Raw genomic sequence first — 26003 nt, 5'->3', positions numbered from 1 at the left:
GTCAGACTCGCTCTCCGTACGTGCCCAGAATCAGGATGGCGTTGTTGCCGGCGAAGGCGCTGGAGTTGTTCTCCACGATCCGGACCTCCGCGTCGACGGCCCGGTTGGGCACGACGTCCAGCGGGCAGTCCGAGTCGGTCTCCACGTGGTTGATGGTCGGCGGGATGAACTGGTGCTCGATGGCGAGGCTGCAGGCGATCGCGCCGAGCGCGCTGGCCGCGCCCATCGAGTGGCCGAGCATCGACTTCACCGCGACGGTGCGCGGCGGCGCGTCGCCGTACACGTCGACGATGGCGGCCGACTCGGTCTTGTCGTTGGCCTTGGTGCCGGTGCCGTGCGCGGAGATGAAGTCGATCTCGCCCCGCTCGACCCCGGCGTCGTCCAGGGCGAGCCGGATGCCGCGGGCGATGCCGTCGCGGTTCGGCGCGGTCGGGTGGGCGGCGTCGCAGCTGAGGCCGTACCCGAGCACCTCGGCGTAGATGTGCGCGCCGCGGGCGAGGGCGGACTCCAGGCTCTCCAGGACGAGGATGCCCGCGCCCTCTCCGGTCAGGATGCCCTGGCGGTTCTTGTCGAACGGGCGGACCACGTCCGGGGTGAGCGCGCCGAAGCGCTTGAACAGCGCGAAGGCCTTGCGGCAGACGGCGTCGGCGCCGCCGCACAGCGCGATGTCGACCTCGCCGGAGCGGATCGCGTCCAGGCCGTAGCCGATCGAGTAGTTGCCCGCCGCGCAGGCCGTGGTGATGGTGGTCGGCTCCACGTTCGGCATGCGCAGTTCGCGGGCGATGACGGTGGTGAGCCGGCCGGCGTTGATCCGGCGGGACAGCACCGGGTCCATGGCCTCAGGGCTCCCGGCCGCGAGCTCCTGCTCGACCAGCACGCCGATGTCGTGCCCCTCGCCGTCGGTGGTGCCGACGCTGATGACGGCCTGGCGCTCACCGAGGTCGGCCTCGGTGAGCCCGGCGTCCGCCACGGCCATCCGGGCGGCGGCGACGGCGAACTGCCCGGCGCGGCCCATGTCGTCGAGGGGGACGTTGCGGATCCAGCGCTCCGGCTCGAAGTCGGGGACCTCGCAGGCGATGTTCTGGCCGAACCCCTCGGTGTCGAACCGGGTGATCGGCCTCGCACCGGAGCGGCCGGCCCGCAGCCCCGCGGTGTACTCCTCGACACCCGTGCCGATGCTGGAGATCGCCCCGAGGCCGGTGAGGACGACCCGGCGGCGGTCGGCCGGCACGCCGGCGCGGGGTGCCGCTGGTGACTGTGCGGTGGACATGGGACTCCTTAAGCAGTGGGATGCCTGCGGGCGGGGGTTCCGGTGCCGGAACCCGCCCCGATCACCAGCCGGCGGCCGTCGCGGTCACCTGGTACGTGGCCTCCACGTTCACCATCTTCGGCAGCTCGTTCATGTCGATGACGATGGAGTACTCCATCTCCAGGGCGCTGAGCACGTCGATGAGCTTCAGTGAGTCGGCGCCCAGCTCGTCGACGAACAGCGCGGTGTCGGCGAACTCGGTGTGCACGTCGATGTTCTCGGCGATGATCTCGCGGACACGGGCGAGGCGCTCCGGCGCTACCGTCGTCATGCTCGTTTCCTCCGTTTTCGCGGGCGCCCTGTGCGGGTGTCCCTGGGGTGCCCGGAAATCGGGCCTCTGGGCAGAAAATTAGTCAGGCCCGATGACGGGTCGATGACGTCCAACTGACCGCTCACTGACGGGTCCTGGCGGGCTGTTGCGCGCCTGGTGGGGATGGGTGTCGGGGACAAAACGACCGCCCGCCGCACCGGCGGGCGAAGGCCCTGGGGGTGCGGCGGGCGGCGGTGTCGGAGCCGTCCGGCGGCGTTCTTCCGGATTCCGGGCGCGGGCCCGGCCGGTCAGCCCTGCTGCTGGAGGCTGAGCGGGCGCATGTCCGTCCAGGTGCTCTCGATGTGGGCGACGGCGGTGGCCCGGTCGGTGGCCTCCAGGGTCACCGTCCAGCCCTCCGGGACGGCGGCGAAGGACGGCCACAGGGAGTGCTGCCCCTCCTCGTTGACGAGGACGAGGAAGGTGCCGTCTTCGCGGTCAAAGGGGTTCGCCATGACTGTTCTCCAGATCTCGGGATCTCGGGACGTGCCGGGGTGATCGGGCGTCAGGTGGTCGGGGTGGCGGCCGGTGCGGCCGGGGTTCCGGTCGGGCTCGCGGCCGGTGCGGTCAGGGCGGCGAGGGCGTGTTCGACGACCGCGCCGATCGCCGCCGCCGGTGCGGGGTGCAGCAGTTGCTGGTGCCCGCTGTCCACGTCGTGCGCGAGGACGGCGGAACCGACGTGCGGCTCCCAGTTCTTGACCTTGAGGGCGCGCTCCTCCGGGGTGGGGCGGGTGTCGCCGCCGACCGCCACGAAGAGCGTCATCGGGCAGCCGTCGAAGCGGCCCGGGGTGAACCGCTGGAACAGCTCCAGGTTGTTCCGCATGACGCCCAGCAGCCGTTCTAGCGTACCCGGTTCGAGCGCGGCGAGGGGGCCTTCGGTGCGGGCCAGGTGCGCGGCGACGTCCTGCGGGGTGAGCCGTTCCAGCCCCGTCGCGTCGACCCCGGCCTCGGCCAGGAAGTCGGCGAGGAACTCGGCGTCGTCGGGCCGGGAGCCGAGGGCGTCGTCGGGGTAGGCGTCCAGGTTGGCCAGGAACGCCACCTGCTCGTCGGCGGCGTGCAGCCGGACGGCCATCTCGTGCGCCACGACCCCGCCGTAGGACCAGCCGAGCAGGTGGTACGGGCCGTGCGGCTGCACGGCCCGTACCCGGGCCAGGTACTCCTCGGCGACGTCGCCCAGGTCGGTCGGCAGCGGGCCGTCGCCGGACAGGCCGCGGGCCTGGAGGCCGTAGACCGGCTGCTCCGGGTCGAGGTGCTCGGCGAGGGCCGCGAACGGGAGCGCGAAGCCGAGGCCGCCGTGCACGCAGAACAGCGGTGGCCGCCGGCCGGTGGGCCGGATCGGCAGGACCGGGCCGAGCAGGTCGACCGCGCCGCCCCCGGTGGCGGCGGCCGCGGCCAGTGCCTCCAGGGTGCGGTGCTCGAAGACCGCGCCGAGGCTGATCGGCAGCCCGGCCCGGCCGGCCGCGTTGACCAGCCGGATCGCCTTCAGGCTGTCCCCGCCGAGGGCGAAGAAGGAGTCCTCGGGGCCGACCGGGCCGACGCCCAGCACCTCCTCGACGGCGGCGCAGAGCAGCCGTTCCGGCTCGGTGCGGGGCGCCCTCGGGGCGCGGGCGGAGGGGGTGGCCGCCGGGGCCGGCAGGGCCCTGACGTCCAGTTTGCCGTTGGCGTTCAGCGGCAGTTCCGGCAGCGCGGTGTAGCTCTCCGGCACCATGTGGCCGGGCAGCGAGCGGGCCAGGTGGCCCTGCAGCTCGGCGGGCCCGGGGGCCGGCCGGCCGTCGGCGGGCACCAGGTAGGCGACCAGGCGGCGTTGGCCGGCGGCGTCGGCGGGGGCCAGGACGGCGGCCCGGGCGACGTCCGGGTGCTCGGCCAGCAGCCGTTCGATCTCGCCGAGTTCGACCCGGTAGCCGCGGATCTTGACCTGCTGGTCGGCGCGGGCGACGTACTCGATCCGGCCGTGCCGGTCCCAGCGGACCAGGTCGCCGGTGCGGTACATGCGCTCGCCGGGCGCGCCGAACGGGCAGGCGGTGAAGCGGGCGGCGGTCAGCCCGGGCTGGCCGAGGTAGCCGCGGGCCAGGCCCTCGCCGGCCAGGTACAGCTCGCCGACCACGCCGCGCGGCACCGGCCGCAGCGCCCCGTCCAGGACGTACGCGCGGGTGTCGCCGATCGGCAGGCCGATCGGGACGGTGCCGTCGGCGCGGCCGAGGTCCTGGCCGGTGGCGAAGGTGGTGGTCTCGGTGGGGCCGTACACGTTGAACACCGTGGTGCCCGGCAGGGCGGCCCGCAGCCGGTCCAGGTGGTCGCGGGAGTGCGCCTCGCCGCCGGTGAGCAGCGCCCGCAGCGGGGCCAGGGCGCGCGGCCGGGTGTCGGCGATGGTGTTGGACAACTGGGTGGTGAGGAAGGCGACGCTCACCCGGGCGCGGGCCAGGAAGGACTCCAGGGCCTGCGGGTCGGCCGGGCCGGGCGGGTGGATCGCCACCCGGGCGCCGTGGGCGAGCGGGCCCCAGATCTCGAAGGTGGAGGCGTCGAAGGCGACCGGCGCGAAGTAGAGGAAGGTGTCCGCGGCGGTCGGCGCCAGCTCCGGCAGGCCCAGGACCAGGCGGACGGCGGCGCGGTGCGGGACCGCGACGCCCTTGGGCTTGCCGGTGGAGCCGGAGGTGTAGATGACGTACAGCAGGTCGTCGGGGTCGACCGGGGCGGCGGGCACCGGGGCGGTGACGGGCCGGCCGGCCAGGTCGGCCAGGGTTTCGGGGGCGTCCAGGAGCAGCTCGACGACCCCGGCGGGGAGCTCCCGTCCGGCCGGTGACCGTTCGGTGACGAGCAGCCGGGCGCCGCTGTCGGCCAGCATGTCGCGGACCCGCTCGTCGGGGTAGGACGGGTCGATCGGCAGGTAGGCCGCGCCGGTGCGGGCGATCGCCAGCAGGGTGCTCACCACGGCTGGGCCGCGCTCCAGGCGCAGCGCCACCAGGTCGCCCCGGCGGGCGCCGCGGGCGGCCAGCAGGTGGGCCAGGCGGTTGGCCTCGGCGTCCAGTTCGGCGTAGCTGGTGTGCCGCAGCCGCTCGGGGTGGCCGGGCTCGGTGTGGACCAGCGCGACCGCGTCCGGGGTGGCCGCGATCCGGCGGTCCACGAGGGCGGTGAGGGTGCTGCGCGGGGTGCCGGCCCGGTGGGTGCCGAGGGCGAGCAGTTCGGCCTCCTCCTCGGGCCCGAGCAGGTCCAGCCGGGACAGCGGCCGGGCGGGCTCGGCGAGGGCGGCGGCGAGCAGCCGCAGGTAGGCGTCGGTGATCCGGCGGGCGGTGGCGGGCTCGAACAGGTCGGTGCGGTACTCGACGGCGAGCGCGAGTGCGCCGCCGGCCTGCTCGGTGAGCTGGAAGAACAGGTCCCACTTGGCGGTCCGGACGGGCACCGGCTGCTCGGTCACGGCGAGTTCCGGGTCCTGCTCGGGCGCCGGGGCCGGCCCGGCCTGCTGGAAGCCGAGCATCACCTGGAACAGCGGGTGCCGGGCCATCGAGCGCTCGGGGTTGAGCACCTCGACCAGCTTCTCGAAGGGCACGTCCTGGTGCTGGTGGGCGGCCAGGTCGTAGGCGCGGACCCGTTCGGCGAGTTCGCGCAGGCCCGGGTCGCCGGAGGTGTCGGTGCGCAGCACCAGGGTGTTGACGAACATGCCGACCAGCTCGTCGAGCCGCTCGTCGGTGCGGCCCGCGATCGGGCTGCCGAGCGGGATGTCGGTGCCCGCGCCGAGCCGGGTGAGCAGGGCGGCGAGCCCGGCCCGCAGCAGCATGAAGACGCTGACGCCCCAGGCGGCGGCGAGCCGGTGCAGCTCCGCGGTGAGCGGCTGCGGCACGGTGGCGCGCACGACGTCGCCGCGGTGGTCGGCCCGGGTGCCGCGCGGGTGGTCGAAGGGCAGCGCCAGTTCCTCCGGCAGGCCCTTCAGGGTGGCGGTCCAGTGGTCGAGTTGGCGGGCGAGTTCGCTCCGCGGGTCGTCCTCCGCGCCGAGCAGTCCGCGCTGCCACAGGGCGTAGTCGGCGTACTGGACGGGCAGCGGCGGTAGTTGGGCCGGGCGGCCGGCCACCCGGGCCCGGTAGTACGCGGTGAGGTCGCGGGTGAGCGGGGCGAGCGACCAGCCGTCGCCGGCGATGTGGTGCAGGACGATCGTCAGCACGTGCTCGTCCGGGCCGAGCCGGAACAGGTGGGCGCGGAGCGGGAGGTGGTGCTCCAGGTCGAAGCCGCGCGCGGCCTCGGCGGCGAGGGCGGCGGGCAGGCCCGCCTCGGTGGTCTCGCTCACCGGGAGCGGGACGGTGGCCTCGGCCGGGGTGAGCACCCGCTGTTCGGCCGGTCCGCTGCCGGTGGTCTTGGGGGCGGCCCCGGCGGGTGCGCGCTGCGGGAAGACGGTGCGCAGCGCCTCGTGCCGGGTGACCACGTCGTGCAGCGCGCCCTCCAGGGCGGCGGTGTCGAGCCGCCCGGAGAGGCGGATCGCCAGCGGGATGGCGTACAGCCCGCCGGGTGCGCCCAGGTGCTCGACGAACCAGAGCCGCTGCTGCGCGTACGACAGCGGCAGCACGGCCGGGCGGGGGCCGGCGGCGAGCGGGGCGCGGCCGGGGGCGGCGGCGGCCAGCCGTTCGGCGAGGCGGGCGGGGGAGGGGGCCTCGAAGAGGTCCCGGACCTGGAGTTCGGCGCCGAGTTCGGCGCGGACCCGGTTGACGATCCGGGTGGCGAGCAGCGAGTGGCCGCCGAGGGCGAAGAAGTCGTCGTCGACGCCGACCCGGTCGAGTCCGAGCACCTCGGCGAAGACGCCGCAGAGCCGCTCCTCCCCGGTGGTGCGCGGGCCGCGGGCCGAGGTGGTGTACGCGGGGGCGGGCAGGGCGCGGCGGTCGAGCTTGCCGTTGGCGGTCAGCGGCAGCGCGGCGAGCCGGACCACGGCCGCCGGGACCATGTACTCGGGCAGCCGCTCGGCGGCGAACTCCCGCAGTCCGGCCGGGTCGGCGCCGTCGCGGGGCACCACGTAGGCGACCAGGCGCTGGTCGCCGGGCCGGTCCTCGCGGGCGATCACGGCCGCCCCGGCGACTGCGGGGTGCTGGCCGAGGACGGTCGCGATCTCGCCCAACTCGATCCGGAAGCCGCGCAGTTGGACCTGCTCGTCGGCGCGGCCCAGGTACTCCAGGGTGCCGTCGGCCCGCCACCGGCCGAGGTCGCCGGTGCGGTACATCCGGGTGCCGCCGGGCTCGAACGGGCAGGCGACGAAGCGGGCCGCGGTGAGGTCGGGGCGGCGCAGGTAGCCGCGGGCCAGGCCGGGGCCGGTGATGTAGAGCTCGCCGGGCACGCCGGCCGGGACGGGTTGCAGGGCGCCGTCGAGCAGGTAGACCCGCAGGTCCGGGATGCCGCGCCCGATCACGCTGCCGCCGCCGGCGGCGGCCGTCGGGGCGTCCAGCTCCTGGTAGGAGACGTGCACCGTGGTCTCGGTGATGCCGTACATGTTGACCAGGCGCGGTGCGTCGTCGGCGTGCCGGGTGTACCAGTCGGCGAGCTTGCCGATGTCCAGCGCCTCGCCGCCGAACACCACGGTCCGCAGGGCGAGCGGGCGCGGGCGGTCGGCGTCGGCGCGCATCAGCTGGTAGAAGGCGGACGGCGTCTGGTTGAGGACGGTCACCCGCTCCGCGGCGAGCAGGTCCAGGAAGGCGTCGGGGGAGCGCGACACGTCGTACGGCACCACGACCAGCCGGCCGCCGCGCAGCAGGGCGCCCCACAGCTCCCAGACGGTGAAGTCGAAGGCGATGGAGTGGAACAGCGTCCACACGTCGCCGGGGCCGAAGTCGAACCAGTCGTCGGTGGACTCCAGCAGCCGTGCCACGTTCCGGTGCGGCACCACGACGCCCTTGGGGCGGCCGGTGGAGCCGGAGGTGTAGATGACGTAGGCCGGGTGTTCGGGGGTGACGGCGGCGCCCGGGTCGGTGGCCGGGCGGGCGGCCAGCGCGGCGGCCGTCTCCGGGGCGTCCAGGTCCAGGCGCGGCAGGTCCGGGGCCCCGGGCAGGTCGGGCAGCACGCCGTCGGCGGTCAGCAGCAGGGCCGGACGGGCGTCGCGCAGGGTGTAGCCGATCCGGTCGGCCGGGTGGCCGGGCTCCAGCGGCAGGTAGGCCGCGCCCGCCTTGAGGACGGCGAGGACGGCGACGATCAGCTGGGCGCCGCGCGGCAGCGCGACGGCCACCAGGCTCTCCGGGCCGGCGCCGCGGGCGGCGAGCAGGTGGGCGAGCCGGTTGGCCCGCTCGTCCAGCTCGCGGTAGCTGAGGGCGGCCTCGCCGGGGGCGGTGACCGCGACGGCGTCCGGGGTGCGGGCGGCCTGCTCGGCGAACAGCTCCGCGATGGTGGCGCGCCGCGCCGGCTCCCGGGGGGCGGCCGAGGCGCCGCTCCACTCGCCGAGGATGCGGGCCAGCTCGGCGGGCTCGGGCGCGCCGAGCCGGGCGAGCGGGGCCTGCGGGTCGTCGGCGACCTGCTCCAGGACGCGGACCAGCCGGTCCAGGACGCGCTGCGCGGACGGCTGCGGGTCCTCGGTGAGGCCCTCGGTGAGGCCCTCGGGGCCCTCGGTGAGGCCCTCGGGGTTCTCGGCGAAGGCCGAGGGCCGGTAGGCGAGGTGGAGGTCCAGCCGCTCGCCGGGGAAGACGGTGAGGCTCAGCGGGTAGTGGGTGGCCGAGAGCACCTGGGCGGAGCTGACGCTGCCGCCCGACTCGCGGAACAGCGCGGCCTCGTCCAGCGGGTAGCTCTGGAAGGCGAGGACGGTGTCGAACAGCTCGCCCTGGACGCCGGAGGCGGCCTGCGCCTCGGCGAGCGGCAGGTGCTCGTGCGGCATCATCGCGAGCTGCTGGCGGGCCAGCGCCTCGAACAGCTCGCTCGCCCGCTGGTCGGGGCGCAGGTCGGCGCGGACCGGCAGGGTGTTGGCGAACAGGCCGATCATCGACTCGACGTCCGGGACCTCGGCCGGGCGGCCGGAGGTGACCGACCCGAACACCACGTCCTCGCGGCCGGTGAGCCGGCCGAGCAGCAGCGCCCAGCAGCCCTGCACCACGGTGTTGAGGGTCAGGCCCCGGCCGCGCGCCCAGCCGCTGAGCGCCGCGGTGCGCTCCGGCGACAGGAACCCCCGGACGAGCGACGGCAGTTCGTGGGAATCGACGTCACCGGCGCCGGGCAGCGCCCGGACCGGCCCGTCCAGGCCCTCCAGCAGCTGCGCCCAGGCCGCCCGCGCGGCGGCCCGGTCGCGGCCGTTCAGCCAGGTCAGGAACGAGCGGTACGGCGCGGGCGCGGGCAGCGCCGCCGCGCCCGCCTCGTCGCCGAGCAGCACCAACTCGCGGACGGCCAGCGGGAACGACCAGCCGTCCATGACGATGTGGTGCACCGACCAGAGGAACCGGTGGTGCCCCGCGCCGAGCCGGATCAGGGTGAACCGCATCAGCGGCGGCCGCGCCAGGTCGAACCGGCGCAGCCGGTCCTCGCGCGTCAGCCGCTGCGCCGCCGCCTCCCGGTCGCCCTCGGGCAGGCCGGTGAGGTCGTGCAGCTGCCACTGCGGCTCGACCTCGGTCTCCTTGAGGACGACCTGGACGGGCTCGCCGGTCTTGCGGTTGCGGAAGCAGGCCCGCAGGTTGGGGTGCCGGCGCAGCAGTGCGGTCGAGGCCTCGCGCAGCCGGGCGGCGAGCTGTTCGCCGTCACCCGCGCCCGGCCCGTCGATCTCCGCGACGAACTGGAGGGTGTACGGGTCGGGCGAGGCCTGGTCGTACGAGGACAGGAACAGCAGCCCCTGCTGGAGGGGGGAGAGCGGAAGTACTTCGCTGATCTTCGACCCGGTTCTGGGGGCGGTCGTCACGAAAGTTCCTCATTCAACTCGAATTCCAGATCGGCCAGTTCCTCGTCGGACAGGGCGATCAGACTGCTTTCGGGCTCCACCGGGTCGGGGGCGGCGGGGCTCTGCTCCTGCTCCTCGGCGACCTGGGCGAGGGCGGCGGCGGTCTTGTGGGTGAAGATGTCGCGGGTGGTGAGGGTGAGCCCGGCCTTGTGAGCGCGGCTGACGACCTGGATGGAGCGGATGCTGTCGCCGCCGAGGGCGAAGAAGTCCTCGTCGATGCCGACCCGGCCGGTGCCGAGGACCTCGGCGAGGATCTCGGTCAGCACCTGCTCGCGCTCGGTGCGCGGCGCGCGGGCCTCCTCCTGCTCCCCCGGGTCGGGCTTGGGCAGGGCCTTGCGGTCGAGCTTGCCGTTGGCGGTGAGCGGCATGACGGGCAGCACCAGCCAGGACGCCGGGATCATGTACCCGGGCAGCAGTTCGGCCAGTTGACGGCGGATCAGATCAGGGTCGACGCCGGGGCCGGTGAGGTAGCCGATGAGGCGGGGGTTGCCGGAGGCGTCGGGGAGGACGGCGACGGCGGTGTCGGTGACGGTGTCGAGGGAGCGGATGACGGTTTCGATTTCGCCGGTTTCGACGCGGCGGCCGCGGATCTTGACCTGGTGGTCGCGGCGTTCGATGAACTCGAGTTGGCCGTCGGGTCGTTGGATGACGCGGTCGCCGGTGCGGTACATCCGGGTGCCGGGTCCGGCGTGGGGGTCGGCCATGAAGGTGGCGGCGGTGCGGGCGGGGTCGTGGAGGTAGCCGCGGCCGACTCCGGCGCCGCCGATGTAGAGCTCGCCGGGGACGCCGACGGGGACGGGTTGGAGTTCGTCGCTGAGGACGTAGAGGCGGGTGTTGCGGACGGCGGTGCCGATGGGGACGCGGGCGGTGAGGGTGTCGCCGGCGCGGATGACGGCGTGGGTGACGTCGTCGGAGCATTCGGTGGGGCCGTAGGCGTTCATCATCGGGATGTGCGGGTGGCGGGCGTGCCACCGTCGGCAGAGGTCTGCGGGGAGGGCTTCGCCGGTGACCATCAGCCAGCGCAGGTGGGGGAGTTCGGGTGCGGTGCCGTCGAGGTCCCAGGCGTCCAGGGCGGCGCGCAGCAGGGAGGGCACGACCTCCAGGACGGCGATCTTCTCGTCCCGGGCCATGCCGAACAGGGCGGCCGGGTCGGCGGCCATGTCGGTGCCGGAGACCCGGACGGTGCCGCCGACGATGAGCGGGGCGAGCATCTGCCACACCGACACGTCGAAGGTGAGCGGCGCGTTCTGGACGACGCCTTCCCCGGCGGCCAGGTCGAGGTCGCCGACCTTGGCCCAGAGGTGGTTCATCATGCCGGAGCGCTGGACCATCGCGCCCTTGGGCTTGCCGGTGGAGCCGGAGGTGAACATCACGTACGCCAGGTCCAACCCGGTGCCCACGCAGTCGGGCAGGGCCCGCGTGCCGGCGGCCTGCTCCAGGCCGATGACGGTGACCGGCTCGCCCTGGACGGCGGCGGCGAACTCGGCGGCCTGCTCCTCGTACCCGGCGCCGACCAGCAGGTGGCGGGCGCCGCCGTCCTCCAGCAGCCCGGTGTTGCGGGCGGCCGGGGCGGCCGGGTCGAGCGGCAGGTAGGCGCCGCCGGCGCCGATCACGCCCAGCACGCCGGTGATGAACGGGACACCGGGCTCGGCGAGCATCGCGACCACCGAACCGGTGCTGACCCCGGCCCCGGCGAGGCCCGCGGACAGGCCGCCGGCCGCCTCGACCAGCTCCCGGTAGGTCAGCGAGCCGGCGCCGTCGGTGACGGCGGTCGCCTCGGGGGTGCGGGCGGCGACGGCGCGCACCCGCTCGACGACGCCGAGGCTCTCCTCGGGGATCGACGGGTCCCAGGCGCCGAGCAGTCCGCCCAGCTCGCCGGGGGTGCCGGTGCCGGTGAGGTCCGCCGGGCCGGTCACGTCGACCTGGGCGAGCGGCAGTCCGGGCCGCTCGGCGACGGTGCGCAGCAGGTGCTGGAAGATCGCCGAGACCCGCTCGACCTCGGCCCGGCCGAACAGGTCGGGGTTGTAGTCCAGGCGCAGGTGCAGGCTGTCGCCGGGGTGGACCACCAGGCTCAGCGGGTGGTGCCGGGCGTCGAGGGCCTCGGTGCGGACGATGCGCGGGCCGTCGGCGACGCCGGTGTCGAGGCCGTTCTCGTCCAGCGGGAAGTTCTCGAACAGCACCACGGTGTCGAAGACCTCGCCGGACAGGCCGGCGGCCTGGTGGATCGCGGCGAGCCCGAGGTGCTCGTGCGGGAGCAGCGCGGTCTGCTGGTCCTGGAGGGCGTGCAGCAGTTCGGTGAGGGTGGCGCCGGGGTGCAGCCGGGCCCGGACCGGCACGGTGGTGAGGAACATGCCGATCATCGACTCGACGTCCGGGACCTCGGCCGGGCGGCCGGAGGTGACGGCGCCGAACACCACGTCCTGGCGGCCGGTGAGCCGGCCGAGCAGCAGCGCCCAGCAGCCCTGCACCACGGTGTTGAGGGTCAGGCCCTGGGTGCGGGCCCAGCCGGCGAGCGCGGCGGTCAGCTCGCGCGGCACCTCGGCGAGCACCGCGTCGGGCAGCGCCGGGAGGCGGCCCGGGTCGGCGGGGACGAGCAGGGTGGGCTCGTCGACGTCGGCCAGCACCTCGTGCCAGGCGGCCCGGGCGGCCGTGCGGTCCTGCGCGGTCAGCCAGGCCAGGTACGAGCGGTACGGGGCGGGGTCGGGCAGCAGCGCGACGTCCGCGCCGGGCGCGCAGAGCGCGAACAGCTCGCGGACGAGCAGCGGCATCGACCAGCCGTCGACCAGGATGTGGTGGCTGGTCCAGACGAACCGGTGGCGGCCCTCGCCGTGGGTGACGAGTGCGAAGCGCAGCAGCGGCGGCGCGGCGAGGTCGAAGCGGCGGGTGCGCTCGGCCTCGGTGATGTGGTTCAGCTCGGCGGCCCGGGCGGGCTCCGGCAGGTCGGTCAGGTCGGCTTCCAGCCAGGGCAGTTCGGCGTGCTGCGCGATGACCTGGACGGGCTCGCCGGTGGCCCGGGCGCGGAAGGCGGCGCGCAGGTTCGGGTGCCGGTCGAGCAGGGCCTGCCCGGCGGCGCGCAGGGCGGCGGCGTCGAGTTCGCCCTCGATGTCGGCGACGATCTGCAGGGTGTAGACGTCGACCGCGTCCGTGCCGCCCCCGGCGGCGGTGTCGTAGTCGGCGTGGAAGAGCATGCCCTGCTGGAGCGGGGTGAGCGGCAGGACGTCGGCGAGGGCGGTGCCGGCCTCGGCGAGTTCGGCCTCGTACTCCTCGATCTCGTCCTGGGCCAGGGCGACCAGCGGCAGGTCGGAGGGGGTGCGGCCGCCCGCACCGGGGGCGGTGGCGTGCCGGGCGAGCAGTTCGAGGGCGCGGAACCAGGTGGCCGCGACGTCCTGGGCGTCCTCCTCGGCGACGGTCCGGCCGGCCCAGGACCAGTTGGCGATCAGGTGCGGGCCGTCGTGCCGGTCCTCGGTGGCCGGGGTGACGTCGAGCAGGTGCGGCAGCGGCATGCCGGGGTGGGCGCCGGTGCCGACCACGCCGTCGCCGCCGGCCGGCTCCCAGAGGCCGGCCTCGCGGGCGTCGAAGCGGCCCATGTAGTTGAAGCCGATCTGCGGCTTGTGGTGGCCGGCCAGGGCGCGGGCGGCGTGCGGGTTGAGGTAGCGCAGCAGGCCGTAGCCGACGCCGCGGTCGGGCAGCGCGCGCAGCTGCTCCTTGATCCGCTTGAGGGCGGCGGCGAGGGCGGGGCCGCCGGCCCAGAGCTCGTCCCAGTCGAGCGTGCCGGGGTCGAGGCGCATCGGGAAGGCGCTGGTGAACCAGCCGACGGTGCGGGACAGGTCGAGGCCGTCGGCGAGCTGCTCGCGGCCGTGGCCCTCCAGCTCGATCAGGGTCTGGGCGTAGTCGGCGCGGCCGTGCCGGCGGCGCCAGTCGGCGACGGCGAGGGCGAGGCCGGTCAGCAGGACGTCGTTGACCTCGGCGTGGAAGGCCGCCGGGACGTCGGTGAGCAGCGGGCCGGTGACCTCGGGGCCGAGTTCCAGGCGCAGGGTGCGCTGGGTGCCGTAGACGTCCGTCTCCGGGTCGAGCCGGTGGGTGCCGACCAGCGGGTCGGGGCCGGTCAGGATCGACTGCCAGAGGGCGAGTTCGGGGCCGCGGACCTGGGTGCGGGCCTGCGCGGCGAGCAACTGCGACCAGGCGCGGTAGGAGGTGCCGACCGGGTCGAGGGCGGGGGTGCGGCCGTCCGCCAGCGCCTCGCAGGCGGCGGCGAGGTCGGGCAGCAGGATTCGCCAGGACACGCCGTCGATGACCAGGTGGTGGGCGGAGAGCACCAGCAGGGCGGTGTCGGCGCCGGGGGCCGCGGCGATCAGTACGGCCTGGATCATCACGGCGGCGGCGGGGTCGAGCCGGGCGCGGGCGGCGGCGGCCTGCCGCTCGGCGAAGCCGAGGGCGTCCTGGTCGTCCGTGCCGCTGCTGCCGCCGTTCTCGGCGGTGGCGACCAGTCGGACGCCGGCGAGCGCGCCGGGGGCCAGTGCCTCCAGGTGCCACAGGCCGGGGGCGGGTTCGGTGGCCCGGGTGCGCAGCGCGTCGTGGTGGTCGACCAGGGCGTGCAGGGCCGCGTCGAGCAGTTCGGCGTCCAGGGCGGCGGGGACCCGGACGACCACGTGCTGGCTGTACTTGACGACCGGGCCGGTGAGGCTGCCGGTGTCGTCGTGCAACTGGCCCATGATCGGGGTGAGTTCGTAGGGGCCGGTGCCGCCCGCGTCCTCGGCGGGCGCGGTCGCCGCCGTGGGGTCGGTGCCGCCCGCGACCTGGGCGAGGGCGGCGGCGGTCTTGTGGGTGAAGATGTCGCGGGTGGTGAGGGTGAGCCCGGCCTTGTGAGCGCGGCTGACGACCTGGATGGAGCGGATGCTGTCGCCGCCGAGGGCGAAGAAGTCCTCGTCGATGCCGACCCGGCCGGTGCCGAGGACCTCGGCGAGGATGTCGCAGAGGATCCGCTCGCGTTCGGTGCGGGGGCCGCGCAGGGTGTCCTGTTCGCCGAGGGCGGGCTTGGGCAGGGCCTTGCGGTCGAGCTTGCCGTTGGGGGTGAGCGGCATGGCGTCGAGGACGAGCCAGGACGCCGGGATCATGTATCCGGGCAGCAGTTGGGAGAGTTCGGCCCGGACCTGTGCGGGGTCGACGCCGGGGCCGGTGAGGTAGCCGATGAGGCGGGGGTTGCCGGAGGCGTCGGGGAGGACGGCGACGGCGGTGTCGGTGACGGTGTCGAGGGAGCGGATGACGGTTTCGATTTCGCCGGTTTCGACGCGGCGGCCGCGGATCTTGACCTGGTGGTCGCGGCGTTCGATGAACTCGAGTTGGCCGTCGGGTCGTTGGATGACACGGTCGCCGGTGCGGTACATCCGGGTGCCGGGTCCGGCGTGGGGGTCGGCCATGAAGGTGGCGGCGGTGCGGGCGGGGTCGTGGAGGTAGCCGCGGCCGACTCCGGCGCCGCCGATGTAGAGCTCTCCGGGGACGCCGACGGGGACGGGTTGGAGTTCGTCGCTGAGGACGTAGAGGCGGGTGTTGCGGACGGCGGTGCCGATGGGGACGCGGGCGGTGAGGGTGTCGTCGGCGCGGATGACGGCGTGGGTGACGTCGTCGGAGCATTCGGTGGGGCCGTAGGCGTTCATCATCGGGATGTGCGGGTGGCGGGCGTGCCACCGTCGGCAGAGGTCGGCGGGGAGGGCTTCGCCGGTGACCATCAGCCAGCGCAGGTGGGGGAGTTGGGGTGCGGTGCCGTCGAGGTCCCAGGCGTCCAGGGCGGCGCGCAGCAGGGAGGGGACGACCTCCAGGACGGTGATCTTCTCGTCCCGGGTCATGGCGAACAGGGCGGCCGGGTCGGCGGCCATCTCCGTCCCCGAGACCCGGACGGTGCCGCCGACGATGAGCGGGGCGAGCATCTGCCACACCGACACGTCGAAGGTGAGCGGCGCGTTCTGGACGACGCCTTCCCCGGCGGCCAGGTCGAGGTCGCCGACCTTGGCCCAGAGGTGGTTCATCATGCCGGAGCGCTGCACCATCGCGCCCTTGGGCTTGCCGGTGGAGCCGGAGGTGAACATCACGTACGCCAGGTCCAACCCGCAGCCGACGGATGGCAGTTCGCCTTCGTGCGCGGCGTCGGACGGGTCGGTCAGCGGCAGCGCGGCGGTCGCCCCGGCGGTGAGCTCGGCGGCCCGCTCCTCGTACCCGGCGCCGACCAGCAGGTGGCGGGCGCCGCCGTCCTCCAGCAGCCCGGTGTTGCGGGCGGCCGGGGCGGCCGGGTCGAGCGGCAGGTAGGCGCCGCCGGCGCCGATCACGCCCAGCACGCCGGTGACGAAGGGGACGCCGGGCTCGGCGAACATCGCGACCACCGAACCGGTGCTGACCCCGGCGGCGGTCAGCCGGGCGGCCAGGCCCGCCGCGCGGGCGACCAGTTCGCGGTAGTCGATCCGCTCGGCGCCGTCGGCCACGGCCACCGCGTCGGGCGTGCTGGCCGCGATGGCGCGGACCCGCTCGAGCAGGCCCTGGTCGGCGGCGGTGGCCGGGTCCCAGGCGCCGAGCAGCCCGAGCGGTTCGCCGGTCGCGCCCAGGCCCACCTGGCCGAGCGGACGGTCCGCGGGCATGGTGGCGAGGGCGCCGAGGAAGGTCTCGAACCGGGCGAGGTGGGTGGCGAGTTCGGCCGGCTCGTACAGCTCGGGGTTGCCGTCGAGGTGGATCTCGACGGTGCCGTCGTCCGCGTTCAGGACCGTCATGATGAGGTCCTTGACGATGCCGGTGGACAGGTTGACCACGACCCCGCGGCAGTCGCCGAAGGCCAGCTCCGGGTCCTGGTTGAGCACGTTGATGAACGGGCCGAAGGCGCGCTGGTCGTCGATCCGCAGGCCGATGTCGCGGCGGACCCTGTCACCGCGGTAGCGCTGGTGCTTCAGGGTGCCGGCGACCTCGACCCAGGCCGCGCGCAGCAACTCGGTGCGGGTCATCTCCGGGCGCACCCGGACGGCCAGCGGCAGGTAGTTGGCGAGCATGCCGGGGATCTCGCGGCTGACCGCGCCGACCCGGCCGGTGACCGGCAGGGTGAGCAGCGGCGCCGGGACCCCGGTGACGCGCTGGGTGTAGGCGGCCATCGCGGCGACCATCAGGACCGGCATGGTGACCTTGCCGTCCTGGGCGAGGGCGTGCAGCGCGGCCGTGGTCGCGGGGGAGAGCCGGGCGGTCTCGCGCAGCGCGACCCGGCCGGGGGCCGGCTCCTGCTCGGAGAGCGAGACCAGCTCGGGCACCGCGCCGTGCCGGTCGGAGGTGAGGCGGTCCGTCCAGTAGGCGCGGTCCTTCTCGACCATCGACGAGTCGAGGTACGTGCGCTCGGCGTCCAGCAGCCGGTGGAAGGCCGGCATGGCGTCGGCGTCCAGCTCGGCCGGGCCCTCGCCGGCGGCCAGCCGGGTGTAGACGCCGGACAGCTTGGGGTAGAGCAGCGAGCGGCTGAAGCCGTCCGCGAGGATGTGGTGCATGCACAGGTAGAGCAGGTGGTGCTCCGGGGCGAGCCTGATCAGCGCGCCGCGGAACAGCGGGAAGTCGGTGACCTTCATCGAGTCGGCGTGGTCGGCCCGCATCCACCGCTCGGCGGCGGCCGCCGGCTCCGCCTCGCCGGTGAAGTCCAGCGTCTTGAGGGGGATCTGGGCGAGCGGACGGACGATCTGGCCGGGGGCGCCGTCCTCCTCGACGAACTGCACCCGCAGCCCCTCGGCCTCGTGGCCGAGGCGTTGCAGCGCCCGTCCGAGCAGCTCGGCGTCGAGCGGTCCGCGCAGATTGATGTAGTCCGCCATGTTGTAGGCCAGCGGCCCGGCGGCGAACTGCTCGTCGAACCAGATCTCGGCCTGTGCCGCGGTGAGCGGAAGGACAGCGTTCCGGTTTGTCGTCGTCACTGCTTTGCTCTCCGTCATTCTCAGCCTCAGCCCCGCCTTGAAAACTCTCGACCCTCTGACACCGCCGACCCCGACACCGCCGACCCCGACCGTCCGGTCAGCCGGACACCGTCTGGAGCCCGGCGGCGACGCCCGCCCCGAGGCCCCGGTGCTCGATCCCGGGCAGCAGGCCCTCCGGGCCGACCGAACCGCGGACCCACTCGTCGTGGTAGACGGTGTCCAGGTAGCGCTCGCCCAGGTCCGGCGAGATGGTCACGGCGGTCACCCGCTCGCGCACGCCGCCCGCGCCGTCGCCGTAGTGCTCGTTCAGCCAGCGCAGCGCACCGCTGACGGCCGTCCCGGTGGAGCCGCCGAACAGGAAGCCGCCCCGCATCAGTTCGCGACAGGTGCGGACGGTGTCGGTCTCCTCGACGTGGACCGCCCGCTCCACCAGCGACTCGTCCAGCAGCGCGGGCCGCACGCTGGTGCCCAGGCCCGGGATGTGCCGGGTGGCCGGCGGGGCGCCGAAGGTGACCGAGCCGACGCTGTCGACCGGGACGACCCGCACCGAGGGGCGCCGCTCGCGGAAGTACCGGGCGCAGCCCATCAGCGTCCCGGTCGTGCCCGCGCCGACGAACAGCACGTTCAGGTCCGGGAACTGGCGGGCGATGGCCGGCGCGGTGGTCCGGTAGTGCGCCATCCAGTTGCCCGGGCTCAGGTACTGGTTGAGCCAGACCCGCTTCTCGTCGGCGGCGAGCAGCGCCTTGACGTGGCGGATGCGCGCACCGAGGAAGCCCTCGGTCTCGTGCGGCTCGGTGATCAGGTGCACCTCGGCGCCGTACGACTCCATGGTGCGGCGGGTGACCTCGTTGCAGCGAGAGTCGGTGACGCAGATGAACTTGTAGCCGCGGCTGGCGGCGAGCACGCTCAGGGCGACGCCCATGTTCCCGGACGAGGATTCCACCAGGGTCGAGCCGGGGCCGAGGACGCCCGCCGCCTCGGCCTGCGCGACCATTTCCCGGGCCGCTTTCAGCTTGATGGACCCGGCGAAGTTGAACCCTTCGACTTTCAGGAAGAGACGGTGCCCGAAGAACGGCTGCAGATTCACGAAGAGGTCGCTGACCTCGAATTCGTGCGACGCGGAAATGACCGGCACTGGAGACTCCTGGCCTTCGGTAACGAATTAGCCTCGGCGGCAAGCCTCCCGCCGGGCGCTGACGAGGGGCTGACGGACTGCTGACGGGGTCGGCGACCAGGGTTTCGGGCCGGCCCGGAGGCGCGCGTCAGCCGTCCGTCAGTTGCCGGTCAGTTGCTCGTCAGCGCCATCGGAAAGCGTTTGTTATTCCGCACCTTGCAGGCCTTCCACGAGGAGCCCGGTTTGAATCGGCCGTCCGCCATCAGTGAAGTCCTTCCGCTCTCGCCGCTGCAACAGGGACTGCTCTTTCTCTCGGAGTACGACCGTGAGGGGACGGACGTCTACACCATTCAGCTGGTCCTCGACCTGGACGAGCTGACCGACGCCGATGCCGCCGCGCTGCGCACCGCGGCGGGCCTGCTCCTGGAGCGGCACCCCAACCTGAAGGCCTGCTTCCGGCACCGCAAGAACGGCGAGGCGATCCAGGTGATCCCCACGTCGGTCGAACTGCCGTGGCGCGAGGTCGCGGTGGCGGCCTCCGCGGCCGGACCGGAGGCCGAGTTCGACCGGCTCGCCGAGGAGGACCGGCTGCGCCGCTTCGACCTCGCCCGCCCGCCGCTCCAGCGGCTCACCCTGGCCCGTGCCGAGGGCGGGCGCTGCCGGCTGGTCTGGACCGTCCACCACATCCTGGTGGACGGCTGGTCGATGGTCTCGCTGATCGGCGAACTCGCCGCGCTCGCCGAGGAGCTGAAGGCCGGCGGCACGCCGTCCGGGCAGCCGCAGGCCGGTGCGGCCCGCTACCAGGCGCACCTGGCCTGGCTCGGCGCGCAGGACAAGGAGGCCGCCCGGCAGGCCTGGACCGCCGCCCTGGCCGGGGTCGTCGACCCGACCCGGCTGGTGCCGGCCGACCGGGCCCGGGCCGCCGGGGCGGCCGCGCTGCCGCAGGCCGTCCCGCTGGAGCTGACGCCCGAGGTCTCCGCGGCGCTGACCGGCTTCGCCCGCTCGCGCGGCCTGACCGTCAACGCGGTGGTGCAGGGCTGCTGGGCGCTGCTGCTGTCCCGGCTGACCGGCCAGGACACCGTGCTGTTCGGCGCGGTCACCTCCGGCCGGCCGGCCCAGATCCCGGACGTCGAGCGGATGGTGGGCCTGTTCGCCAACACGCTCCCGGTCCGGGTGGACGTCGACCCGGCCCGCACCCCGGCGGAGCTCTTCGCCGACGTGCAGCGGTCGCAGACCGACCTGCTGGCGCACGAGCACCTGACCCTGGCGGAGGTCCAGCAGCTCACCGCCGTGCGCGGCGAACTCTTCGACACCGCCCTGATGTTCCAGAACTACCCGATGGGCGGCCTGCCGCTGGCCACCGGCACCGGCCCCCGGGTGACCGGCGCCGACGTCCGCTCCGCCACCCACTTCCCGGTCACCCTCACGGTCTTCCCCGGCACTCCGTTCGGCCTCGCCGTCAACCACGTGCCCGCGCTGGTCACCCGGGCCGAGGCCGAACTGGTCGGGCGGCGCTTCGCCCGGCTGCTGGCCGCCGCCGTCGCCCGGCCCGACGAGCCGTGCGGCCGGCTGGACGTCCTGGACGAGGCCGAGCGGGCCGGGATCACCGAGGCCCGCAACGCCACCGAGGCACCGCTGTCCGGCGACTGGCTGGCCCCGCTGCTGGCCGACCGGGCCGCCCGCACCCCGGACGCGCCCGCCGTGCGCTGCGGCGAGGAGCGCCTGACCTACCGCGAACTGCACGCCCGGGCCGACGTGCTGGCGCACGCCCTGCACGCCGCCGGGGCCGGCCCGGAGCAGGTGGTGGCGATCGCGCTGGACCGCTCCTGCGACCTGGTGGTGGCCGCCCTGGCCGTCCTCAAGTCCGGCGCGGCCTACCTGCCGCTGGACCCGGACTACCCGGCCGACCGGCTGCGCTACATGCTCGCCGACGCCGCCCCGGTGGTCACCCTCACCCACCGCCGGGTGCGCGAACTCCTCGCCGCCGAAGCCGCCGAAGGCGCCGAAGGCGGGATGAGCACCGGCGAGCTGTGGGTGCTGGACGGCCCGGACGCCGCGACCGGTGCGCCCGGGCAGCGCGTACCGGCCCCGGCCCCGCGCGCCGACCACCCCGCGTACGTGATCTACACCTCGGGCTCCACCGGCCGCCCCAAGGGCGTCGTGGTGCCGCACCGGGCGCTGGTCAACCTGGTCGAGGACATGGCGGCCCGCTTCGAAGTGACCACCGAGGACCGCTTCCTCGCCGTCACCACCTTCGGCTTCGACATCGCCAACCTGGAGCTGTTCGTCCCGCTCGCCGCCGGCGCCGAACTGCTGGTCGCCGACCGCGAGACGGTCCGCGACCCGGCCGCCCTGGCGGACGCCGTCACCCGCATGGACGCCACCCTGCTGCAGGCCACCCCCAGCCTCTGGCAGTCGCTCGCCGCCGACCACGCCCCCCGGCTGGCCGGCCTGCGCGCCCTGGTCGGCGGCGAGGCGCTGCCCGAGCCGCTGGCCCGCACCCTCACCGCGCACTGCGCGTCCGTGACCAACGTGTACGGCCCGACCGAGACCACCATCTGGTCCACCGCCGCGCCGCTGACCGCCGCCGAGGCCGGGCCACCGCCGATCGGCGGCCCGATCGCCAACACCCGGGTGTACGTCCTGGACGGCGCGCTGCGCCCCGTCCCCGACGGCACCTTCGGCGACCTCTACCTCGCCGGCACCGGCCTGGCCCGCGGCTACCTGGGCCGCCCCGGCCTGAGCGCCGAGCGCTTCGTCGCCGACCCGTACGGCCCGCGCGGCGCGCGGATGTACCGCACCGGCGACATCGTCCGCTGGGACGCCGCCGGCACCGCCCTGGAGTACGCGGGGCGCAGCGACCACCAGGTGAAGATCCGCGGCTACCGCATCGAGCTCGGCGAGATCGAGTCCGTGCTCGCGGCGCAGCCCGGAGTGACGCGGGCCGTCGTCACGGCCCGCACCGACCGGGCGGGGGACGCCCGCCTGGTCGCCTATGTCGTACCGGCAGGGATCGACCGCGACCGCTTGCGGGAGCGGGCGTCATCGGTGCTGCCCACGCACATGATCCCTGCCGTGTACGTTCCCTTGGACGACCTGCCGCTGACCCCCAACGGCAAGGTCGACCGCAAGGCCCTGCCCGCCCCGCCGGACGAGCGGGCGGGCACCGGACGCGAGCCCGCGGGGGAGCGCGAGGAACTGCTCTGCGCGGTCTTCGCGGAGGCGCTCGGGCTCGACCGGGTCGGCGCCGACGACGACTTCTTCGTACTCGGCGGCCACTCGCTGTCCGCGACCAGGGTCGCCAACCGGCTGCGCGCCGCGCTCGGCGTGGACGTCCCGGTGCGGGCCCTGTTCGACGCCCGGACGGCCGAGGCGCTGGCCCGCGCCCTCGACCCGGAGGCGGCGGCCGCCGAAGCGGCGGAGCCGGCCCCCCGGCGCCCCGCGCTGCGCGCCGTCCCGAACCGGCCGTCCTCGGTGCCGCTCTCGCACGCCCAGGAGCGGCTCTGGTTCCTGGACAAGATGGACGGCCCCACCGGCAGCTACAACATCCCGCTGGCGGTCCGCCTCACCGGCCCGTTGGACGCCGCCGCGCTGGCCGCCGCCGTCCGGGACGTGGTGGCCCGGCACGAGAGCCTGCGCACCGTCTTCGCCGAGGCCGACGGGCTGCCCTCGCAGCTGGTGCTCTCCGCCGAGGAGGCGGAGCAGGCCGGCGCCCCGCTGGTCGTGGTGGACCTCTCCGGGGCGGCGCCGGGCGCGCTGGAGGCGGCGCTGGCCGCCGAGGCCGCCCACCCCTTCGAGCTGTCCGCCCAGGTGCCGCTGCGGGCCCGGCTGTTCACCCTCGGCCGGGACCGCCACGCACTGGCCCTGACGGTGCACCACATCGCCGCCGACGGCTGGTCGCTCGGCCCGCTCGCCCGCGACCTCTCCGAGGCCTACCGGGCCCGGCTGGACGGCGCCGCCCCGCGCTGGGAGCCGCTGCCGGTGCAGTACGCCGACCACGCGCTCTGGCAGCGCGAACTGCTCGGCTCCAAGGACGACCCGGACAGCCTGGCCAGCGCCGAACTCGCGCACTGGCGCGAGGCGCTGGCGGGCATCCCGGAGGAGCTGGACCTGCCCACCGACTTCCCCCGCCCGGCCAGGGCCGGGCACTGCGGCGCCGAGGTCGAGTGCACGGTGCCCGCCGAGACCCACGCCCGGCTCGCCGAACTCGCCCGGCGCGGCGGCGCCAGCCTGTTCATGGCCGTCCAGGCGGGCCTGGCCGCACTGCTCACCCGGCTGGGCGCGGGCACCGACATCCCGCTCGGCAGCCCGGTGGCCGGGCGCACCGACGACGCGGTCCGCGACCTGGTCGGCTTCTTCGTCAACACCGTGGTGCTGCGCACCGACACCTCGGGCGACCCGGCGTTCACCGCCCTGCTCGGGCGGGTCCGGGAGACCGACCTGACCGCCTACGGGCACGCCGAACTGCCCTTCGAGCACCTGGTGGAGGAGCTCAACCCGGTCCGCTCGATGGGCCGGCAGCCGCTCTTCCAGGTGATCCTGGCCTTCGAGAACAGTTCCGACCCGCTGCCCGCGATGCCAGGCCTGAGCGCCGAGGTGCTGCCGATCGGCAGCACGACGGCCAAGTTCGACCTGTCCTTCCAGGTGCTGGAGCGGACCGGCCCGGACGGCGCCCCGGCCGGGCTGGACATCCGTCTGGAGTACCGCGAGGACCTGTTCACCGGGGCGACGGCGGCCCGCCTCGCCCGGGCCCTGGCCACGCTGCTCGGCTCCGCCACCCGCACCCCCGACGCGCCGCTCAGCGCCCTCGACCTGCTCACCGCCGAGGAGCGCCGCGTCCTGCTGGAGGAGTGGGCCGGCCCGACCGCCCCGTTCACCCCGGTCACCCTGACCGCCCTGTTCGAGGGCCTGGCGGCCGCCGATCCGGACCACCCCGCGCTGATCGGGCCGGACGGCGTGCCGGCCGGCCCGGCGACGATGCGGCTGTCCTACGCGGCGCTCAACGAGCGGGCCAACCGGCTCGCCCACCTGCTGCTGGAACGCCGGGTCGGCCCCGGTGACGTGGTGGCGCTGGCGATGCCGCGCTCCGCGCCGCTGGTGGTCGCGCTGCTGGCGGTGCTCAAGACCGGCGCCGCCTACCTGCCGGTCGACCCGCAGTACCCGGCCGAGCGGATCGCCTACATGCTGGAGGACGCGGCGCCCGCCCAGGTGCTGACCGCCGAGGCGGTCGCCGACCGGATCCCCGGGCTGCCCGACGGCGTCGTCCCGCTGGTCCTGGACTCCCTGCGCACCCGGTCCGACCTGGCCGGCCGGCCCGACCACAACCCCGTCGACGCCGACCGCACCCGGCCGCTCGTCCCGCAGGACGTCGCCTACGTCATCTACACCTCGGGCTCCACCGGCCGCCCCAAGGGCGTCGCGGTGCCGCACCTGGGGGCGGCCAACCTGGCCGCCAACCACCGGGCGCGGATGGGCGCGGGGCCGGACACCCGGGTGCTCCAGTTCGCCTCGTTCAGCTTCGACGCCACCGTCTGGGAGCTCGCCGTCTCGCTGTACTCGGGCGGCACCCTGGTGGTCGCCACCGACGAGAGCCGGGTCTCCGGGGCGGTGCTGGGCGCGCTGCTCGCCGAACACCGGGTCAACCACGTCGTGCTGCCGCCCACCGTGGTGGCCGGCCTGCCCGAGGACGTGGTGCTGCCCGCCGACCTGCACCTGCTGGTCGGCGGCGAGGCCTGCCCGCCCGCGCTGGTCGACCGCTTCGCCCCGCTGGTCGAGTTCCGCAACGCCTACGGCCCGACCGAGACCTCGGTCTGCGCCACCTGGAGCGACCCGCTGAGCCCGGGCGGCGGCCGGCCGCCGATCGGCCGCCCGCTGGACAACCACCGGGTGTACGTCCTGGACGAGGCCCTCGCCCCGGCCCCGGTCGGCGTCACCGGCGAGCTGTACATCGCCGGCACCGGCCTGGCGCACGGCTACCTGGGCCGCCCGGTCACCACCGCCGAGCGCTTCGTCGCCGACCCGTACGGGCCGGCCGGCACCCGGATGTACCGCACCGGCGACCTGGTCCGCTGGCGGGCCGACGGCACGCTCGACTACGTCGGCCGGGTGGACCACCAGGTGAAGCTGCGCGGCTTCCGGATCGAGCTCGGCGAGGTCGAGGCCGCGCTGCTCCGCCACCCGGTGGTCGTGCAGGCCGCGGTGCTGGTCGCCCCCTCGCCCACCGGCGTGCCCCAGCTGACCGGGTACGTGGTGCCGCTGCCCGGCGTCGCCGCGGTCGACGTGCCGGTGTTGCGCGCGTTCGTCGCCGAGTCGCTGCCCGCGCACATGGTGCCCGCGACGCTGGTGACGCTGCCCGCGCTGCCGCTGACCGCGAACGGCAAGCTCGACACCCGCGCGCTGCCGGCGCCCGGTGCCGGGCCCGCAGCCCCGCAGGCCCCGGTGCAGCGCCCGGGCACGCCGGCCGAGGAGATCATCGCCGGGGTCTTCGGCGAGATCCTCGGCCTCGACCAGGTCGGCGCCGACGGGGACTTCTTCGAGCTCGGCGGCGACAGCCTGCGCTCGGTGCAGATCGTCAGCCGGGCCGCGAAGGCCGGGCTCACGCTCTCGCTGGCCGACGTCTTCACCCACAAGACGGTGGCGGCCCTCGCCGCCGCCGCGCGGCCCGCCGCCTCGCACCGGCTCCCCGCGACGGCGCTGGAGCCGCTGCTGCCGATCCGGCCGGGCGGCACCGCCGAGCCGCTGTTCTGCGTGCACGGCGGGGTCGGCTTCGGCCTGCCGTACGCGGAGCTGGCCCCGCACCTCGACCCGGACCGGCCGGTGTACGCGCTGCAGTCCGACGGCGTCGCCGCGCCCGAGGGGGAGTGGGAACGGCCGGAGGGCGTACGGGAGTTGGCGGCCACGTACCTGGCGAGGATCCGCCGGGTGCAGCCGCACGGCCCGTACCACCTGCTGGGCTGGTCCTTCGGCGGGCTGGTCGCGCACGAGATGGCGGTGCAGCTCCAGGCGGCGGGCGAGCGGGTGGCCTTCCTGGCGGCGCTGGACGTCTTCCCGGTGCTGCCGGGCGACCACGACCCCACCGACGAGGAGATCCGCGAGGCCTTCCTCACCCACCACGCCACCGGGGGCGGCATCGACGACGGGGAGCTGCGCCGGCTGATGGCGGTGATGCGCCACCACACGGACATCGTCCGGGAGTTCACCCCCGGCCGGTTCGACGGCTCGCTGCTGCTGTTCACCGCCGCCGACGAGGTGCAGGGCGCCCCCGCCGCCGAACTCGCCGACCGCTGGCGCGCGCACCTGACCGGCGCGCTCACGGTGCACGACGTCGCCTGCGGCCACGAGGAGATGCTCGGCCGGGAGGCGGCGGGCCGGATCGGCGCGGTGGCCGCCGCCGCACTGCGCCGGTCCTGAACGACCGGACGGCCGGGCCCGGGGTTCCGGGCCCGGCCGTCACGGGGCGGGACGAGCTGCCC

7 protein-coding genes are annotated in these 26003 nt (G+C 75.1%); 1 reads left to right on the top strand and 6 read right to left on the bottom strand.

The window, feature by feature from the left end; genetic code table 11:
* Position 1 precedes the first annotated feature (1 nt).
* The 6 genes from ACIPLC_RS02055 to sbnA all read right to left on the bottom strand — a co-directional run bounded on the left by ACIPLC_RS02055 (position 2) and on the right by sbnA (position 18552).
* Positions 2 to 1270 carry a beta-ketoacyl-[acyl-carrier-protein] synthase family protein gene (locus ACIPLC_RS02055; RefSeq protein ID WP_400469971.1) on the bottom strand — a complete coding sequence of 423 codons (1269 nt, stop codon included), beginning with the start codon at positions 1268 to 1270 and terminating at the stop codon, positions 2 to 4.
* A gap of 61 nt (positions 1271 to 1331) precedes the next feature.
* A complete protein-coding gene (locus ACIPLC_RS02050) occupies positions 1332 to 1580 on the bottom strand; it encodes an acyl carrier protein (protein WP_400469970.1) in 249 nt (82 codons plus the stop codon).
* Positions 1581 to 1867: 287 nt separating this feature from the next.
* Positions 1868 to 2071 (bottom strand): MbtH family protein, encoded by a 204-nt coding sequence (locus ACIPLC_RS02045; protein WP_400469967.1) that lies wholly within the window; start codon positions 2069 to 2071, stop codon positions 1868 to 1870.
* 50 nt (positions 2072 to 2121) lie between these two features.
* Positions 2122 to 9456, bottom strand: coding sequence for an amino acid adenylation domain-containing protein (locus tag ACIPLC_RS02040; RefSeq protein ID WP_400469965.1), 7335 nt, complete (start codon positions 9454 to 9456; stop codon positions 2122 to 2124).
* Positions 9453 to 17417 (bottom strand): amino acid adenylation domain-containing protein, encoded by a 7965-nt coding sequence (locus tag ACIPLC_RS02035; protein ID WP_400469962.1) that lies wholly within the window; start codon positions 17415 to 17417, stop codon positions 9453 to 9455. The genes ACIPLC_RS02040 and ACIPLC_RS02035 overlap by 4 nt, the downstream gene beginning before the upstream one ends.
* Before the next feature lie 97 nt (positions 17418 to 17514).
* Positions 17515 to 18552, bottom strand: coding sequence for a 2,3-diaminopropionate biosynthesis protein SbnA (gene sbnA, locus ACIPLC_RS02030; RefSeq protein WP_400469959.1), 1038 nt, complete (start codon positions 18550 to 18552; stop codon positions 17515 to 17517).
* A gap of 222 nt (positions 18553 to 18774) precedes the next feature.
* On the opposite strand from sbnA, the gene ACIPLC_RS02025 reads away from it, so the two are divergent.
* Positions 18775 to 25941 carry an amino acid adenylation domain-containing protein gene (locus ACIPLC_RS02025; RefSeq protein ID WP_400469956.1) on the top strand — a complete coding sequence of 2389 codons (7167 nt, stop codon included), beginning with the start codon at positions 18775 to 18777 and terminating at the stop codon, positions 25939 to 25941.
* Positions 25942 to 26003: the final 62 nt, after the last annotated feature.

This window comes from Kitasatospora sp. NPDC086801 (assembly GCF_044745805.1).
Taxonomy (GTDB): Bacteria; Actinomycetota; Actinomycetes; order Streptomycetales; family Streptomycetaceae; genus Kitasatospora.
The sequence above is the reverse complement of the archived record's forward strand: the minus strand, read 5'-3'. Positions and strand labels throughout refer to the sequence as shown.

Excerpts from the sequence above, each read along its gene's own strand:
- ACIPLC_RS02055 (WP_400469971.1), bottom strand. The coding sequence starts at position 1,270 with ATGTCCACCGCACAGTCACCAGCGGCACCCCGCGCCGGCGTGCCGGCC.
- ACIPLC_RS02050 (WP_400469970.1), bottom strand. The coding sequence starts at position 1,580 with ATGACGACGGTAGCGCCGGAGCGCCTCGCCCGTGTCCGCGAGATCATC.
- ACIPLC_RS02045 (WP_400469967.1), bottom strand. The coding sequence starts at position 2,071 with ATGGCGAACCCCTTTGACCGCGAAGACGGCACCTTCCTCGTCCTCGTC.